The organism is Sphaerimonospora sp. CA-214678, assembly GCF_050942215.1.
Lineage (GTDB): Bacteria > Actinomycetota > Actinomycetes > Streptosporangiales > Streptosporangiaceae > Sphaerimonospora.
Map to the genome: position 1 here is coordinate 4,958,359 of NZ_CP192056.1, position 17,141 is coordinate 4,975,499.

Below are 17,141 nucleotides of genomic sequence, written 5' to 3' on the forward strand. Positions count from 1 at the left end.
TATCAGTCATTATCCAAGGTCGACATGTCAAGGCCAGGTATGGCGGCGAGTCCAGCGAGTGCTCGGCGTGCCATTCTTCGAACGTTGGCCCAAACAGCATGATTACGTAGGGCGTCACTCGTCCATATCATCGCATTCTCAGCGCCACTGACATCGTCCAATAGGCGATCTATCTGAAAGATTTGCGCCTTTAGGGATGGGGCCACAAGGTTTGCCTCAGTGGCGGCCCATAGGGTACTTATCGACCACTCTAGATCTAGAGCTAGCTCGTCTACTGGGAGCCGCCTATCCTCTAGCCAAGCAATTTGTTTGGCCGCCGGCCAAGCCAGTCGGTGGAGGGATGCAGCGATTCTCCTCAACGAGTCAATCGGATCAACTGAAACATCATTCATAAGCGTCACCAATCAAGAAGTTAGAGGTAGCCATTCTGGTTCAATCTTCTCGTCCTACTGCCGTCCGAGACCTTCCAGTATGGATTAGGACCATGATGTCCGCCACCAGGATGCCATTGGATCATACGCCCTGTCTTTTGTCCACTGGGCTTATACTCCCGAAGTATCCAACCCTGCCCCTTTTTACTTCCACGTCCAAGTCGTTCTACCCTCCATCCTGGCGCACCCTTGAGAATTTCCTCTACTTGCGCTGGCGTCATATTTTTCAGCAAGAGTGGATTCACAAGTACGTCATCTACCGATGACAACACCGAGCCAACCGGCTTGGGCGCCTTGAGACTCTTATACACATTCTCAGCTATTTTCAGCTTGCCTTTGGCGTCAAGCCAACCCTTAAACTTCTGGACAGCAGTACCAATGGACTGGGCCAGTTTCTGGCCTACTTCGTAGGCCTTCTTCCATTTCCACGGCAGGCCGTACTTGGCAGCGATTTTGCCGGCGAGCCCTCCGGCCACGGAAGCCAGGACGTTGAGGGCGGTGCTGCCACACGCTCCGAGATCACCCTTGGTGAAACAATTAAGGGCGTCCGTGATCCCGAGTTCATCCGCAGCGATCTTAGCGATCTCTTTGAGAGCCGCTAGGAATTGATTCCAGTAACCATCGGCCTCACCCCGAGCATCGTTGTAACGCTTCTCGGCACATTTGACCTTGCCCAGCTTCTTGTCACAGTCGTCCCGGGACATCTTGTTCAGACATTGCCGGTCACCGGGATCGCAGTTATGCGTTGCCAATCCTGTCGGATCGGACAGCCCTATAGGGTTGTTGCCGGCGTAGCCGTAGGGGTTGGCCCATTGGGGTTTGCGCAGGTCGAGAAGGGGATCGGTGGAGATGAACTTTGCGATGGCGGGGTCGTAGTAGCGCGCGGACAGGTAGGTCAGGCCGGTGGAGTCGTCTTCGGTCTTGCCGAGGAAGCCCAGGTCGGTGAAGGGCAGGTCGTCGGTGCCGCGGCGCTGGCCGAAGGGCAGGTAGCGTTCGCGGGAGACCGCGCCGGTGTTGTCGTTGACGGCAAGCTGGGTGGAGCCGTGCAGGCCGGAGGCGAGCCAGGTGACGCCGTCCCCGCCGATCCGCATGGCGACTGTGGCGCCGTCGGGGGTGGTGTAGTAGCGCTTGCCGGTGATGGCATCGCCGTTGACCTCGATCTCCATCGAGCCCAGATACAGGGTGGTCTTGCCGCCGGGGTCGCGCCGGATGAGGCGTTCGCCGTCGGCGTCGTAGACCATCGTGGTGTCCTGGCCGTCGACGGTGGCCTTCTCCAACTGGCCGAGCTCGTTCCAGGTGAAGGTGCCGTTCTTACCGGCGACGGTGCGGGCGGTCAGTTGTCCGGCGTTGTCGTAGGTGTAGGTGTCGGTGCCGCCCTGGCGGGTGATGGAGGTGACCGCGTTGGGCCGCACCGCCGAGGCCCCGCCCTGGGGGTAGGTGTAGGCGGCGGTCTGCCCGCCGTCGGTCAGGCTGGTGATGTTGCCGACGGCGTCGTAGGCATAGGACTTGGCGTAGGGGTCGATGCCCTGGCCGTCGGCCGAGCCGGTGCCCGGCCCGCAGTCTGTGGCGGTGGTGGTCCAGGCCTGCGACAGCCGGTGCAGCCCGTCGTAGGTGAAGCACTCCAACTGGCCGGGGCTCCCCCCGGTGGCGGTGGCGGCATCCAGGATGCGGGTGATCTCGCCGGAGATGTCGTAGGTGTACCGGTCGTCCTGGACGGTCACGGGGTTGAGAGTGTCGGCCTCGGTCGTCGTGACGATCGATTCCAGCCAGCCGGTCGAGTCGTCCCAGCCAAGGGTACGTTTGATCTTCCCGCCCACGCCGTACGAACGCTCAGCCAGGCGACCAGTACGTGAGTAGGTGGTGGCGTCCACGTAGGTGAACCCGCCCCCAAGATTAGAGGTCATCCCCAGGGGGAGATCGAGGTCGGTGTAGGTGGAACTGACCGTCTCCGCCGGGAGCCCACCCGCTGCGGGCATGGTGTAGGTGGCCACCTGCCCGGTGGGGGTGTAGCTGGTGGCGAAGGCGTAGGTCCCGGCCAGCAACCCCTCCGGGGATGGGACCGTCAGCGTGGAGCCGGTGGGGCGGCCCATGCTGTCGTAGCCGATGACCGCATCGGTGTAGGCGTTGCCTCCGGCATAGCGGGTGGCGGAGGTCAGCTTGCCCTTGCCTTCGGCAAGGGTGTCGTAGGTCCATTCGGCGAGCTTGGTGCCCGAGTCTGGCTCGCCTGACCAGACGGCGGTCTTCCGGCCCAGATCGTCGTAGGTGTAGGAGACCTTCTGGCCCTTGCCGCCGGTGGACCACAGCAGCCGTCCGGCCGCGTCGTAGGCCTGCTCGGAGTCCCCGGCATCGGGGTCGTGGGCGGCGATGCGGCGGCCGAGCAGGTCGTAGGTGAAGGTGCGGACGTTGCCGTTCGCGTCGGTCTGCTTGATCAGCTGGCCGTTGCGGTTGTAGGTGAAGGTGGTGGTGTAGTGGCTGGTGGTCTGTTCGGGTGGGTCGATGGCCGCGTTCTGCCAGTCCGACCACTCCGAGGAGGCTGAGGTGGTGGTGTTGGTGGCGCGGGCCCGCCAGCGGATGTGCCACCCATCGGACAGGTTCCCGGACGGCACGGTGGCGGTCACGTCACTGCCGGACGAAGCCGTACCCGAGGAGCCGGCCCAGATGGCGCCGGTGCCCTGGTCGGGGTGTGCGGGGTCGTGCTCGATCTCATAGTCGGCGCGCAGGTCGCCGCCGGCGGGGTCGGCGACGGTGGCCTGCAGGACCGGGGTGAGGGAGGTGACCACGCCACCGGCGGCGGGGGTGATCGTCAGCCCTGACACGGTCGGGGCAGAGGGAAGCGACGGTGTCGGACTCGGCGTCGGGCTGGGAGTGGGTGTCGGCGTGGGCGTGGGGGTTGTGGTGGTGTAGGTGACGGTCAGCATCGGCGGCTGGGCGTCCTCCCACGACTCCGCCGCCTCGGCAGAGTCGTAGATGCGCCAGTCGGCGGTGGCGGTTTCGTCGACGGCTCGAAGCTGCACTCCGTAGCCGGGCTGTCCGGCGGCCCAGTCCTCGGTCATGGCGGTGACGTCCCAGGTGACCGTTCCGCCGTAGCCGTCCGGGCACAGCTCCAGGTCGTAGGCGTCCCACCGGACCACCGCGTCCTCGTCGGTGGTCGTCGGCTGGGCATTCCAGTTGACGGTGTAGGGGTCCCAGGAGGAGGTGACCCTGCTGGCCTGGATGCCGGAGCCGAACGGCTCACACGCGGGGGCAGCGTAGTTGAACAGTGACAGATCCGCCTGCGTCACCGACACACCCGCCAGTGCGGAGGTGTCGAACTGCACATACCCCCGAGAAACCCCGATCTGTCCCGGATCGATCTCTCCTGCACCGACGTCGAGGACGTCATCATCGGCATAGGAGTAGGAGGGATCCCAGTCGGCTACCCAGGTGTCGGACTGCAGTGCGAGATCCACAGTCGGGTCCACCGTGACCGGGAAGGTAACTGTGGGATCGGCCAGATAGGCCGCGTCGGGCACCAGCTCCAGCACCTGGCGATCGCCCTCGGTGGTCAAGCGAGTGGTGATCTGTCCATTCGACCACTGCCCGTGCCGACGCGACTTATCCCCCTTATCGGTCTTATCGGTCTTGCTGTCGTTGGTCGCGGCGGGTGCTTCGCCTTCCGTCCGAGCCTTAGTCCGAGAGGTGGTGCGGTGCGGGCGCATCACGGGCTCGGCGATCGGAGCGACCAGACGGCCATCACGGTCGGTCAGCCGTAACCGGCCCTGGTCGTCCTGGCTCAATCGCCAGCCGGTGGTCTTGACCCCGATCCGGTAGCTCACCGCCTTGGCCGGACGCTCACGCAGCACCACATCGTGACGCACGCCCCCGGGCAGCACGGTCACCACCAGGTCCGCACCCGCCCCGGCCGCGTCCACGTACCGAGCCGCGTCGCCCTCCACCTGGGGACGGGGCAGCGGCGTGGGCCAGCTCAGCTCGATGGAGTTGCCCGCCCCATCGCCCAGGATCACGAACGGCCCGCTCCCCCCAGCCGACACCTTCACCTGCGGGCCGGCCTTGGGAGTGAACACGTCGCCGTGCTCGGTCAGGGTGGTGTCGATCGGCACCCAGGAGTCACCTTGCCTGGCACGCACCGGCCGGGCCGACAGCGTGGTAGTGAAGCTCTTACCGTCGGTCTGCGCCACGGTCACGCTGGTCGCCGTGGTCAGCGCGTCCACGGTCACCGGCTTGCCCGACCGCGCCGCCTCCCCCGCCGCCCGGCTCAACGCCTCAGCGCCCACCGCACGGCTCGACGCGTCCCTGCCCGCCGCATCCCCACTCGACGCCGTCGTGGTCGCAGGCGGATTCGGCCCGGCCACGGCCACACCGCCGCCAGTGCCGGTGAGCCATTCCTCGATCTTGGTGACCTGGTCGGCGGCATCGGTGTAGTAGACCGTCTTGTCGCCCGTCGGCGGCATCACCTCATACTTGTCCGCGCCCAGATAGGTGGTCGTGGTGCGGCGGAACTCGTTGGCCCCCGTCATGTCGACCGCGGCGACCGTCCGGCCGAGCCCGTCATAGACCGGCCGGGACCACTGCGGCAGCGAGGTGAGCACCGGGTTGAGCAGCCCGGATCCGGGATCGTCGGGGTTGTGGGCCGGGGCGGAGGTCGCGGCCGTCAGCCCCCGAGCGTCATAGGTCGTGACCTGGACGATCCGCCCGCCCGCCGGAGAGGCGGCCTGGGTCTCCCGGGTACGGCCCAGCCCGTCGTCGTAGGAGTAGCTCGTCACATACTCGGCCGACGTGCCGGATCCCGCCCGCAACCGGGACACCGCGGTCCTGGCCGGACCCGTCACCACGCCGCCGGCATCGGCCGGGATGGTGTAGGCGACCTTGGCCGCCGGGGTACCCCCGGACTTGGGTGCCACCGGCGTCCACAACTGCAATGTCCGGCCCAGCACGTCGTAGTCGATGTTGATGTCATTGCCGTTGACGTCCCGCATACCGACCGGCAGGCCGTTGTAGGGCGAGGACCAGGTGGTCGCCGTATGCCCGAGCGGGTTGGCCACCGTGACCCCGCCCGAGGGCCACCCCACCGCCGGGCTGTAGGCCGTGGTCGTCGTCTTGCCCAGCGGGTCGGTCGCGGTCAGCGTGCGACCGTACCCGTCGAAGGTGGCCTTCACCGAGGTGAAGTCGCTGCCGCTGGTGTAGGTCCGTGTCTCCGTCGCGTTCCCGCGCGTGGGGGTGTTCGCACTCGGGCTGGTCGCCCCGTCATACAGGGTGACCGACCGCCCCATGAACGTCCCGGCCGAGCAGTCGTCCCCCGCGCGCCGCTCCTCACTGGCCGGATAGGAGATCATCCACGCCCCGCCGGAGGTGTTGCGGGCGTAGGCGGTCGCGGTGCAGGTGTTGTCCGAGCCGTCGCCGCGCTCACCGTAGTCGTTGACCCTGACCGGCAACCCGTCAGCGTTGTACTCGGTCTTGGTCTCGGTGTACCGCCAGCCGGAGGTGGCCTTCTCCCGGGACACCGTGCGGACCTGGTCCACCCGATGCGGATCACGTGGGCCGAGCCCGGACCCGGTGTCGGTGACCTGGTACTCGTACCGGGTGGAGCCCGCCTCCTCCAGTCCGCCGGGCATCGGCTCATCCGGCGCGCACGGCCCCAGGTCGCTCCAACCGCTGGATCCGGCCGTACCCGGTGCTCCCTCGCCGGTCTCGTAGATGACCTCCCAGTTGCGGTTGCCGTAGGAGACCCGGTCCCCCCGGATATAGGTGCCGCCGGCCAGCCACTGCCGATAGTCGCACGCGTAAGTGGGGCTCGTCGTCGTGGCCTGCCAGACCTGCTCCTGCAACGTCTTTCCGGCCAGGTCCTTGGTGTCGTCGAAGCTACCGCCGTCGAAGTCGGTCACCGTCTCGCCGTCGATGCCCTGGAAGAACGTCGCCGAGGTCACGCCGTAGCCGGCCGGGTCGGTGCCGCTGCCGACGATCGTGCGCACCTCGGGATAGCCGCGGAACTCGGTGTAGTCGTCGCGGTCCAGCCACGTCTTGTAGACGAACGGGTTGTCCGGCACCGCCCATCGCGGATCGCCGACATACTCGTATCGGGTGATCTTGTCAGGCGAGCCGCCCACCAGGTCCTTGTCGGTCACCCGCGTGACCAGCCACTTGCCGTACACCTCACCGGTGTAATGGACCTCGTCGTCCTCTCCGATGTAGTGACTGGTCGTGACGAAGTAGCAGTCATAGGCGGCGGTGTCCCAGCCCTCCGTGGGCGGCGACACCCACGGCGTCGGACACGGGTTGGCCTGGCCGTAGTCGATTTCCGTCTGCCCGCCCAGTCCGTTGCCGATCGCGCCGATCCGGGGGAAGGACACCGGGAACCCGCCGTCGGTGGAGTTGTCGGCCATGACCGCGTCGAACGTCGTCGGCGGTAGCGCGATGTCCGATCCCGGACCTGCCATGCCCACCTGGCGGATCGCATCCAGCCACAGCATCGCCACGTCACCGAGCACGTCGGTCATCCACTGGTACGACAGCTCCCACCGGGCCACGTCGTCCCACCCGCCGCCGGCCGCGTTCAGCGTCTGCGTGGTGATCGACGCCAGCTTCTCCCCGGTGTAGAACAGCGGGCCGGTGCCGTACATGCAATCGGACGGCAGTCCATCACAGGTCGGCGCGTCATCCGGCTCCCCCGAACCCGAAGAGCGGGCGACGGTCGTGAACACCACCCGCGCCGTCGCCGATGAGCCGGCCACGTTCACGTTCCCGCCGTAGCGAACCTCGCTCAGATGACCGGCCCGGTCATACTCCGGCGAACACGTCTCGTCGAACGGCAGCGCCATCGTGCAATAGAAGTCCTCCTCACGCTCGTAGTCGTACTCGATCACGTTGCCGTTCGGGTCGACCTCCCGGTCCAGTTGCCAGCGCCATGGGGACACGCACAGGGACGAGACATACTCCTCAGCGGCGGAGGAGGGATACCTGTCGTGGCAGGGCTCGTCCTCGTTGTCCCCGATGAACGGCACCTGCCAGGAGGCGTCCCGGGTGTAGCCGAAGCGGTAGACCGTACCGTCCTGGGTGGTGATCCGCCACCACGGCTGACCGGCCTGGCCCCCCGAGGTCACCTGCTCGATCTTCCAGCCGAAGTCCTCGACCGTCCGCCACTGGCCCGTCTGGGTGTCCTGCACGATGTCCGACGATCGCCCGCCCACCGACAGCGTCAGCTTGGACGCCTGTGGATCCCCCGGGTACGGCGACTCCCAGCATCGGTCGGCCCAGCCCCGCTGGTACGGGCTGTCCCCTCCCCGGTCTTCCTTCGCGTACCGCTGGCACGACACGAACGACCGCTCGATGAACCCCGCGTTCAGCTCCCAGCCCATCCCGACCAGCCCCGACTGGTTGTTGGTCTGGGAGGTCAGTGAATCCACCGACGCCGAGGAGTACTCCAACGCCAGCTTCGGCCCGGTCCCCGACGGACCCGGCGGAACCGGAATCGGATAGCTGTAGGTGAACGCCCCGCCCGACGGGCCGACCTGCCAACTTCCCGACGGCTTCAGATCCGTCGCGGAGAAATCACCGGCCGAGCCGGACCCCGCCGCCGACGCCGCCACCACATAAACAACCCCATCGGCACCGGAACCGGCCGAACCGGCCAAGCCCGCCGCGCCCCGCGGGGCGGGTGCGACCTCCACCTCGGCGGTCAACCGGCCGTGTTTCACATCGTTGGCCACCGCGAGCCGCCGCCCCTGCCGCACCTTCAAGCGCGCGCACTCCGCCGTCAGCGGAACCGACAAGACGCACGCGGGCAGTTCCATCAGCGTCAGCCGGGACGCGAAGGCCCCGCCGCCGGCACCGCGAAACGACGAGTAATCCACCCCGAGGGTCACCCTGGCCGCGGCGGTCCCATCATCCGCCCGCCTCAACCGGACGGCCAATCCCACCCCACCGGCACGGCGGGCGACCTGATCGCCGAGCACCTCCACCCGAACCGACGACGCCGCACCCTGGGACGACGCCGACCGCGACGCGGTCTTGGCGGGATCCTTCACCGCCGCCACCGACACCGGAAGCCCCGGCACCGCCACCGGGCGAGTGTCCCCGCTCAGATCAACCCGCGCCGAACCCCCCTTGGGCCACACCGGCTTCGGACGCCTGGCGGCAGGCCGCGTGTCCTCCGCGCCCTTCGCCACCGACGTGACGCCGGGCATCGGCCGCCCCTCCACACTGCGCTCGGGCTCCGCCGCCGCGGCCGCGACCGTCCGCACCAGCCCGTCGGGAACCCCCACTCCCGCCACGAACACCGCCAAAGTGACCACCGCGGCCACTACCAGCGGTAAAACCCTGCGACGTGACCCTCCGAACCGCTCCCTCCGAACACGCCGAACAGGCACGCCGCACCCTCCCGCATCGTCAGCAGGCGTACGGCCGCACCTCTCAGACCGCCCGCCTCACAAGACCCGCATAAAGCCCAGATAAGCGAACGAACGGGATCATGCGCCGCTGACAGAGACGAGTCAAGATCGAAATCTGCGGTGAGAGCATTACTTGAAGTCACCAGAATGGAGACATCACCAGCTCGTGCGCCACTCAGACGGACACCGGTCTCCATCACGCATATCGATTCGGCATACCGGAAGATCCCTTACGAGGGTGCCGGCAGGCGATCGGGTCAGGAGCCGGGAGCGGCCTCCTTGGCCTGCAGGCCCCTGTCGACGGGCGGACGGCCGAGGTACTCCTTGCCCGGGACGAGCGCGCCGAGCAACTCCGAGACCGTCACATAGGTGAAGCCCTTGCGGTCGAGCGTGTCCAGCAGGTGCGGCAGCGCCTGCACGGTGGTCGGGTGGATGTCGTGCATCAGCACGATGTCGCCCGGCTTGGCCTCTCCGCATCGCTTGGCCACGATCCCGGCGTTGCGGTCACGCCAGTCGAGCGTGTCGACGGCCCACAGGATCTGCGCCAGCCCCTCCTGCCTGGTCGCCGCCGCCACCTGATGGTTGGTCGCGCCGTACGGCGGGCGCATGACGTGCATCCGTACGCCCGTGACCTGGCGCACGATGTCCTGCGTACGGCTCAGCTCGCGTTTGAGCGCCTCGGACGACAGGCCGGCGAGCGAGGGGTGATCCCAGGAGTGGTTGCCCAGCTGGTGCCCCTCCGAGACCATCCGGCGGACGAATTCACGGGTGCCGTCAGTGATCATCTGGCCGAGCATGAAGAACGTGGCGCGGGCACGGTGTGCGGCCAGCGCGTCGAGCACCCTGTCGGTCTGCTCCCCCGGCCCGTCGTCGAAGGTGAGCGCCACGCACTTGAGCCTCTCGCAGTCGACCCGGCGGGGAGGCGGGGCGACCGGCAGACGGGGACCGGGCCAGTGTGGCTGGGAGCCGGCCAGCCGCATCCGTAGCGCTCCCGTGTCGAAGTGCGCACGGGTGCCGAAGCGCTGCGAGGCCGGTGCGCGCATGGGAACGACGCGCGGGGCGGCACCATCGCCCCCGGTGCTCCCGGTGCGTTCCGCGCCCCGGCCGCATCCGGCGAGCTGGCCGCACCCGGCGAGCAGCAGCAACGACAGCAGAACCGGCCCGACCCGCATGAGACCCCCCTTCTCCCGCTCGGCGTTCCGACGCGGAGCGGGCGGGGGTGCGGACGCCTGGGATCCTAGGGATACTCCTCGGCCGAATCCCCCCGCAGAACCGTGGCCAGCTCCTCCCACCAGGGCGGCACGTCCGACTTCAGCTCGGCGTATCGGCGGGCCACCCGGATGGCGCATCCACCGGGATCCGTACCCGGGTGGCGGCGTTTCACGGATCCCTCCCGCCAAAGGTAAAGCCCGTCGCGGAAGCTCACGACCAGGCCGATCCACACCGAGAGCGTCACGCCGTCACCGATCTCGTACGCCTCGCGGACACCGAGCGCGGCGAGCTCCGCGTGAAGCTTCCCGATGGCGGCGGCCGGCTCGCTCACCGTCACGCGCCCCCCCTGCCCGTGCGATCTACCCCAAAAGGTATGTACCCAACGTTGAACCGAAGCAGATGACTCCGCTCGGCGACAGTCAGACCGCATAGCGTAATCGCGCCGGCGGACCGGCGAGTCATCGAGCGGGCTTCGTACGGACCACGTCCCACCTCCCGGGCACCGCTCCCGCCCGAGGCCGTTCCCACAGGAAAACGATCAGCTATTACACTTCGCCACACCATCATTGACCGTTTTATGGGGGTTGTTCGTGACAGTGGTGGCGCTCGCGACCGCGAGTGCGGTGATCTTCGGCACCGCCGATTTCTTCGGCGGTCTGGCCACCAGACGCTCGCGGGTGCTGGCCGTCGTCGTGCTGTCACAGCTCGGAGGGCTGGCGCTGATCATGGCGCTGATCCCCTTCCTGTCCGGCTCGCCGAGCGCACCGGCACTGCTGTGGGGGGCGGCGGCCGGTGTGATCGGCGGCGCGGCCATCGTGCTGTTCTACCGGGCGCTCGCCGCGGGGATGATGTCGGTGGTGGCGCCGACCACCGCGGCCGCCTCGATGGCGCTGCCGGTGGTCTTCGGCCTGGTCGCCGGTGATCGGCCTCCCGTGGCGGCGCTCGCCGGCATCGCCCTCGGCCTGTTCGCCGTCGTGCTCGTCAGCCGGGAACCGAACGGCCGGGCCTCGGCTTTCCGCATCGGCCCGGTGCTGGCCGCGCTCGCCGCAGGTGCGGGCTTCGGCGCCTTCTTCGTCCTGATCAAAATCGCGCCGGCCGACGCGGGCGGCTGGCCGCTTCTCGCGGCGAGGACGGCGTCGGTGACGCTGGTCGCGCTGGTGGCGTTCGCCGCACGCAGGAGCCTGCGGCCGATGCCGGGCAGCCTGCCCGTGACGATCGCCGCCGGGGTCCTCGACATGGCGGCGAACGTCCTCTATCTCCTCGCCGTCCAGCGCGGCATGCTCAGCCTGGTCGCGGTGCTCGCCTCGCTCTATCCGGCGAGCACGCTGCTGCTGGCGCGGTACGTGCTCGGCGAGCGGCTGAGCCCGGTGCAGATCACCGGAGTCGGCTTCGCACTGGGCTCGATCGCGCTCATCGCCGCCGGCTGAGCGGCGCGAGGCCGGCTCAGGCTGCGAGATCGGAGGCGGGGGCGGGCGACGGACCGGGGCGGAACGGGAGGGTCAGGCCGCGCAGGGTTCCGGAATGCGTACGACGCCCTCCTCCCGGGCGTAGTCCTCCAGCATGCCGCGCAGCTGACGCCTGCCGCGATGCAGCCGGGACATGACCGTGCCGATGGGGGTGCCCATGTGGGCCGCGATCTCCTTGTAGGCGAAGCCCTCCACATCCGCCAGGTAGACCGCCACCCGGAACTCCTCGGGCAGCGCGCGCAGGGCGTCCATCACAACGGTGTCGGGCAGCTGGTCGAGGGCCTCGACCTCGGCGGAGCGCAGGCCGGTCGACGTGTGGGACTCGGCCGCTGCGAGCTGCCAGTCCTCGATCTCCTCGGCGGCCGAGAGCTTGGGCGACCGCTGCTTCTTGCGGTAGTCGTTGATGAAGTTGTTCGTCAGGATCCGATGCAGCCAGGCCTTGAGATTGGTGCCCTCACGGAACTGGTGATAGGACGTGTACGCCTTGGCCACGGTCTCCTGGACCAGGTCCTCCGCATCGGCGGGATTCCGGGTGAGCCGCATGGCCGACGCGTAGAGCTGGCCGGTCACCGGCACGACCTCGCGTTCGAACCATGTCTGTCGCTGCTCGTCCGTCAACATCATCATCCCCCCTACAGAACTTCTCCCCCGCTACCCGTCCGGCAGGATCCCATGCGAGCATGTACGTCCATTACCTGGGTCATGCCGACGGCACTCCCCCACGAAATCATCGCGGACGAACCGTAAGCAGAGCGTTAATCGTGATCCCTGATGATTCGGAATGCCGACGGCATCGAAGCCCCGCGGCCAGGTCACGCAATAACCGGACAAGTCTCATTATCATAACACCAACGACTCAATCCGGAGTAAAATGTGGCAGATGTCACGCCAGTAAAGTGACCGCCATGGAATACGTGGACCGGCATGACCCAGCTACCCGTACCTGGGTGATCGAGGCCATCCAGGCCGTGGAGGCCGACGCCAACCGTAGTTGCGACACCCATCTGCATGTCTTCCCGCTCCCTGTGCACTGGGGGATCGACCTCTACTTGAAGGACGAGTCGGTCCACCCCACCGGTTCGCTCAAGCACCGGCTCGCCCGGTCCCTCTTCCTGTACGGCCTGGCCAACGGCTGGATCGGTCCCCGGACGACGATCATCGAGGCGTCCAGCGGCTCCACAGCGGTCAGCGAGGCCTACTTCGCCCGGCTGCTCGGCCTGCCGTTCATCGCGGTGATCCCGGCGACCACGTCCCCGGAGAAGCGGGAGATCATCGAGTTCTACGGCGGTAAGTGCCACCTGGTGGCCGACCCCGGCGCGATCTACGCGGAGTCGCACCGCCTGGCCGCCGAGACCGGCGGGCACTACATGGACCAGTTCACCTACGCCGAGCGTGCCACCGACTGGCGGGGCAACAACAACATCGCCGAGAGCATCTTCGAGCAGATGACCCTCGAACGGCATCCGGAGCCGGCGTGGATAGTGGTGAGCGCCGGCACCGGCGGCACCTCCGCGACGATCGGCCGCTACATCCGCTACCGCCGCCATCAGACCCGGATGTGCGTGGCCGACCCCGAGGGGTCGGCGTTCTATCCGTCCTGGGTCTCCGGCGGCGAACGGCCCGGGGACGGCTCCCGGATCGAGGGCATCGGACGCCCGCGGGTGGAGCCGTCGTTCCTGCCCACGGTCATCGACCGGATGACCCGGGTGCCCGACGCGCTGTCGATCGCCGCCATGCACTGGGTCAGGGAGGTCACCCGCCGCGACGTCGGCGGCTCGACCGGCACGAACATCGCGGCGGCCGTACAGATCATCAGGGAGATGCGGGAGAAGGGCGAGCACGGCAGCGTGGTGACGCTGATCTGCGACGGCGGCGAGCGCTACCGGGACACCTACGGCGATCCACGATGGCTCGCCGAGGCGGGGATCGACATCGGCCCGCACCTCGCCGTCCTCCGGGAGTTCCTCGCGTCCTGAGACTCACGTCCTGACAGATGAGGACCCGGCGAGCACGACACCATCGTCATCGTCATCGTCACCGTCACCGCGCGGTCGTCGTCCGCACCCCCTCCCCCTCATCGAGCGCCCGCCGCACGTCCACGTCGTCCGGAGCCAGTTCCAGCGCCCGGAGCAGGTCGTCCCTGGCCTCCTCCCGCCTGCCCAGGGCCCGCAGCGCGATCCCCCTGTTGAACAACGCGGTGAGCAGCGTGGCACACGGCTGCGTGGCCTCCTCGCCCAGCTCCACCGCGTGGGTCAGGTCGGCCACGGCCCCCTCGGGGTCTCCGCTCTCGAAGGCGAGGACGCCCCGGGTGACCCAGGCCGCCGTGAGCCCCGGATCGCGGTCCAACGCCGCGTCGAGCGCCATGCGCGCCTCTGCGTGCCTGCCCTCCGCCGCCTCGACCTGCCCCAGCACGCACAGCAGGTGGGTGTCGCCCGGATCCAGCGCCAGGCCTCGCTCCGCGTCGGCCCGTGCTTCGCCGTACCGCCCGGCGGCCGCCAGCAGGCCGGCCCGGTTGACGTAGGCGAGCGCGAACTCGGGATCGAGCTCCAGCGCGTGGTCCAGGTCGGCGAGCGCCCCCTCGTGGTCTCCGGCGGCGAACCGGATCTCCGCACGGTTGTAGTACGGCTCGGGGAAGGGCGGGCTCAGCCGCATCGCGGCCTCGTAGTCGGCGAGGGCCTCATCGTGCCTGCCCAGCCGGTACAGCAGGTTGCCGCGGTCAAGGTAGTAGTCGGGATATCGCGGATCGGCCTCGATCGCCGCCGTCAGGTCGGGCAGCGCCTCCGCCGGGCGGCCGAGCATCGCGGTCAGCTGGGCCCGGTTGGCCAGCAGGACCAGCCGGTGGATCGGATGCTCGCCGGGCGCCAGATCGCGGTCGGCCAGCTCGATGGCCTCCTGGACGAGCCGGTACGCCTCGGTGAGCCGGCCGCGGCGGCTCTCCACCAGGGCCTTGCCGTTCAGATCGAAGCCCAGGTGGAACGCGCGCAGCCGCCGGTCGGGCAGCAGCGAGGTGAGCGCCACCGCCTCGTTGATCCAGGCCAGCGCCTCGCCGATGTCCCGCCGATCGAGATCATGGTGACGTACCAGCAGCATCGCCGTGGCGTAGGCCGCAGTGGCCCGGTGCACGGGGTCGACGATCTCCCGGCGGGCCAGGTCCAGCAGCGCCCGAGCCGCCTCCTCCCGCTCGGTGGCCCCCAGCGCGGATGCCGTGCTGTGCAGGATCCGCCACCACGCCTCGGGGTCGGACTCGCGCTCGATGATCCGCAGTGCCCGCTCGCCCAGCTCGGCCGCCGCGTGGTGAAAGCCCTCGGCCAGGCATCGCTCCACCGCGAAGGCGAACGCGTCGATCAACGCCCGAGGATCTCCCCCGTGTTCCGGATGACAGCGTTCCAGGTGACAGCGCTCCAGGTGGTAGGGGATCGCCCCAAGCCGGGGCGCCGTCCGCCCGGTCGCGGTGAGCGCGTCGGAACGTTCCCGGTGCCGGCGTGCCCGTTCCCGGGGGGACATCAGCTCGTACGGCTCCCGCACGGCGGGCGCTTCACAGGTGCCGTCCAGCTCAACGTAGTCCTCACCGGGCACGGCCGGCGGTCCGTCCTGTTCGGCGGGTCGCAGCGGCTCCGCGTAACGTTCCAGAGCGGCGGCCAGATCGGGCCCGGGCTCGGCCGCGCAGACCACGAGCGTGAGCAGGGCGGGGTCCAGGCGGCGCAGCAGGACGACGAGGAACTCCCAGTCGGTGTGGTCGGCCTCGTCGGCCTGCTCCACGACGAGCGCGCGCGGCCCGTCCGATCCTCGATCGCGCAGGTGGTCGCGGAGGAACTCGGCCAGCCCGTTGGCGATCCGCAGAGTGCGGCGCGGCGCGGGAACCAGGATGCGCTGCGGCCGGGGCAGGCCGTCGGCGATCGACCGCCGCCGCGCGGGGACCAGGTGGCGCAGATCGGGCGCGGCGGAGCGGATCTCGATGTCATGCGCGGCCACCAGATCGGGCCGGCGCTCCAGGGCGCCGGGCACCAGCGCGTTCAGTACGGCGCCGGCCGCGGTGTACGGCCCGCACCTCCGCCGGTGGGCGTCGACCAGCAGGCGCTCCCCCGGCACGGCCTCCCCGGTCAGGCGTGGCCCTCTGATCCACAGATGGCGTACCAGCTCTGTCCCTCCCAGCTCCCGCGACCGGCCTCGTGTGGGGCTCCGACGAGTCCCCGACTCATGAGCCCTCATGACCCCCGAACAGGAGCCCCGAATGAGTACGAAGCCGGTGGCCCGGGCCGGGTCCACTCCTGCCGGGCGCCGGCTTCGTCGCGGGTCAGCTGCAATGTCGCGGGCTCGCCGCGGCTGAGAGCTTGACCGTTCCAGGCCTGTGGACGATGACCTTCTTCATGCTGACCTCTCCCGATCATTTGACAAACGAGAGAAATCCCAACACGAACTCGATCTAGTAACAAGCCCTGACACACAAATGTCCGGATTTGGACAGTTTCGACGGTCAGTCTCCCAGGATGGCGTCGACGAACACCTCCGGATCGAAGGGAGCCAGGTCGTCGGGGCCCTCGCCCAGGCCGACCAGCTTGACCGGGACACCGAGCTCACGCTGCACCGAGATGACGATGCCGCCCTTGGCCGTGCCGTCCAGCTTGGTCAGGGCGATTCCGGTCACGTTGACCACCTCGGCGAACACCTGGGCCTGGCGCATGCCGTTCTGCCCGGTGGTCGCGTCGAGGACCAGCAGCACCTCGTCGACCGTGGCCTTCTTCTCGATGACCCGCTTGACCTTGCCCAGCTCGTCCATCAGCCCGGTCTTCGTGTGCAGGCGACCGGCCGTGTCGATGATGACGGTGTCCACCTTGTCCTCGATGCCCTTGGCCACCGCGTCGAACGCCACGGACGCCGGGTCGCCGCCCTCGGGTCCGCGCACGGTCGCGGCGCCGACCCGGTCGCCCCACGTCTGGAGCTGGTCGGTCGCGGCAGCGCGGAACGTGTCGGCGGCGCCGAGCACGACCTTCTTGCCGTCGCCGACCAGCACCCGGGCCAGCTTGCCCGACGTGGTGGTCTTGCCGGTGCCGTTGACGCCCACCACCAGGACGACGGCCGGGCGCTCGCCGTGAGCCTCCGTACGCAGGGCCCGGTCGAGATCCGGCGAGACCTGGGTGAGCAGCTCCTCCCTGAGCAGCTTGCGCACCTCGTCAGGGCTGCGCGTGCCGAGCACCTTGACCTTCGTACGCAGGTCCTCCACCATCGCGCGGGTGGTGGACACGCCGATGTCGGCGGTGATCAGCGTCTCCTCGATCTCGTCCCACACATCGTCGTCGAGGCGGTCCCGGGACAGCAGTTCGAGCAGACTGCGGCCGAGCACGGTCTGGGATCGGGCCAACCGGCTGCGCAGCCGTACCATCCGGCCGGCGGACGGCAGCGGGATCTCGATCTCCGGAGCCTTGAGCAGCTCCTCGACCGGAGCGACCGGGGCGACCGGCGGAGGAGGCAGCGTCGTCGTCGCGCCGCCCTCCGCTTCGTCCAGGCCCGGCTTCGCCGGCTCCTCGAGCGTGGGCGCGGGCGGCTCCGGCGGCGCCTCCACGGGCGGGAGTCCCTTGCCCTTGGGCCGGAACAGCAGGAACACGCTCCCCACCGCCAGGACGGCGATGGAGATCACCATCACGATTATG

The 17,141-nt window shown here is 68.6% G+C and carries 8 protein-coding genes; 2 read left to right on the forward strand and 6 right to left on the reverse strand.

Features of this window, described 5'->3' with window-relative positions; translation table 11 throughout:
- Positions 1–412: 412 nt before the first annotated feature.
- From ACQP1K_RS22260 to ACQP1K_RS22270, 3 genes are all read right to left on the reverse strand, one after another.
- Positions 413–8,719 (reverse strand): DNRLRE domain-containing protein, encoded by an 8,307-nt coding sequence (locus ACQP1K_RS22260; protein WP_433497636.1) that lies wholly within the window; start codon positions 8,717–8,719, stop codon positions 413–415.
- Between the two features lie 353 nt (positions 8,720–9,072).
- Positions 9,073–9,987, reverse strand: coding sequence for a polysaccharide deacetylase family protein (locus ACQP1K_RS22265; protein ID WP_433497637.1), 915 nt, complete (start codon positions 9,985–9,987; stop codon positions 9,073–9,075).
- A 65-nt stretch (positions 9,988–10,052) separates the two neighbouring features.
- Positions 10,053–10,364, reverse strand: a complete 312-nt coding sequence (locus tag ACQP1K_RS22270; protein WP_433497638.1) for a hypothetical protein — start codon at positions 10,362–10,364, stop codon at positions 10,053–10,055.
- A gap of 253 nt (positions 10,365–10,617) precedes the next feature.
- On the opposite strand from ACQP1K_RS22270, the gene ACQP1K_RS22275 reads away from it, so the two are divergent.
- Entirely contained in the window at positions 10,618–11,454 is an 837-nt protein-coding gene (locus ACQP1K_RS22275) for an EamA family transporter (RefSeq protein ID WP_433497639.1), read from the forward strand.
- Between the two features lie 72 nt (positions 11,455–11,526).
- On the opposite strand, the gene ACQP1K_RS22280 is transcribed toward ACQP1K_RS22275, so the two are convergent.
- Positions 11,527–12,120: a sigma-70 family RNA polymerase sigma factor gene (locus tag ACQP1K_RS22280; protein ID WP_433497640.1), complete on the reverse strand. Its 594-nt coding sequence runs from the start codon at positions 12,118–12,120 to the stop codon at positions 11,527–11,529.
- 278 nt (positions 12,121–12,398) lie between these two features.
- Here ACQP1K_RS22280 and ACQP1K_RS22285 point away from each other — a divergent pair, with 278 nt between their 5' ends.
- Positions 12,399–13,469, forward strand: coding sequence for a PLP-dependent cysteine synthase family protein (locus ACQP1K_RS22285; RefSeq protein ID WP_433497641.1), 1,071 nt, complete (start codon positions 12,399–12,401; stop codon positions 13,467–13,469).
- A 64-nt stretch (positions 13,470–13,533) separates the two neighbouring features.
- On the opposite strand, the gene ACQP1K_RS22290 is transcribed toward ACQP1K_RS22285, so the two are convergent.
- Positions 13,534–15,582 carry a tetratricopeptide repeat protein gene (locus tag ACQP1K_RS22290; RefSeq protein ID WP_433497642.1) on the reverse strand — a complete coding sequence of 683 codons (2,049 nt, stop codon included), beginning with the start codon at positions 15,580–15,582 and terminating at the stop codon, positions 13,534–13,536.
- Between the two features lie 385 nt (positions 15,583–15,967).
- The gene (ftsY, locus tag ACQP1K_RS22295) at positions 15,968–17,131 is read right to left on the reverse strand and encodes a signal recognition particle-docking protein FtsY (RefSeq protein ID WP_433501615.1); all 1,164 of its coding nucleotides are present in this window, start codon (positions 17,129–17,131) and stop codon (positions 15,968–15,970) included.
- Between the last annotated feature and the right edge of the window lie 10 nt (positions 17,132–17,141).

What these genes read in the sequence shown, in the direction of transcription:
- ACQP1K_RS22265 (WP_433497637.1), bottom strand. Translation starts at nt 9,987, where the DNA reads ATGCGGGTCGGGCCGGTTCTGCTGTCGTTGCTGCTGCTCGCCGGGTGC.
- ACQP1K_RS22280 (WP_433497640.1), bottom strand. Translation starts at nt 12,120, where the DNA reads ATGATGATGTTGACGGACGAGCAGCGACAGACATGGTTCGAACGCGAG.
- ACQP1K_RS22285 (WP_433497641.1), top strand. Translation starts at nt 12,399, where the DNA reads ATGGAATACGTGGACCGGCATGACCCAGCTACCCGTACCTGGGTGATC.
- ftsY (WP_433501615.1), bottom strand. Translation starts at nt 17,131, where the DNA reads ATGGTGATCTCCATCGCCGTCCTGGCGGTGGGGAGCGTGTTCCTGCTG.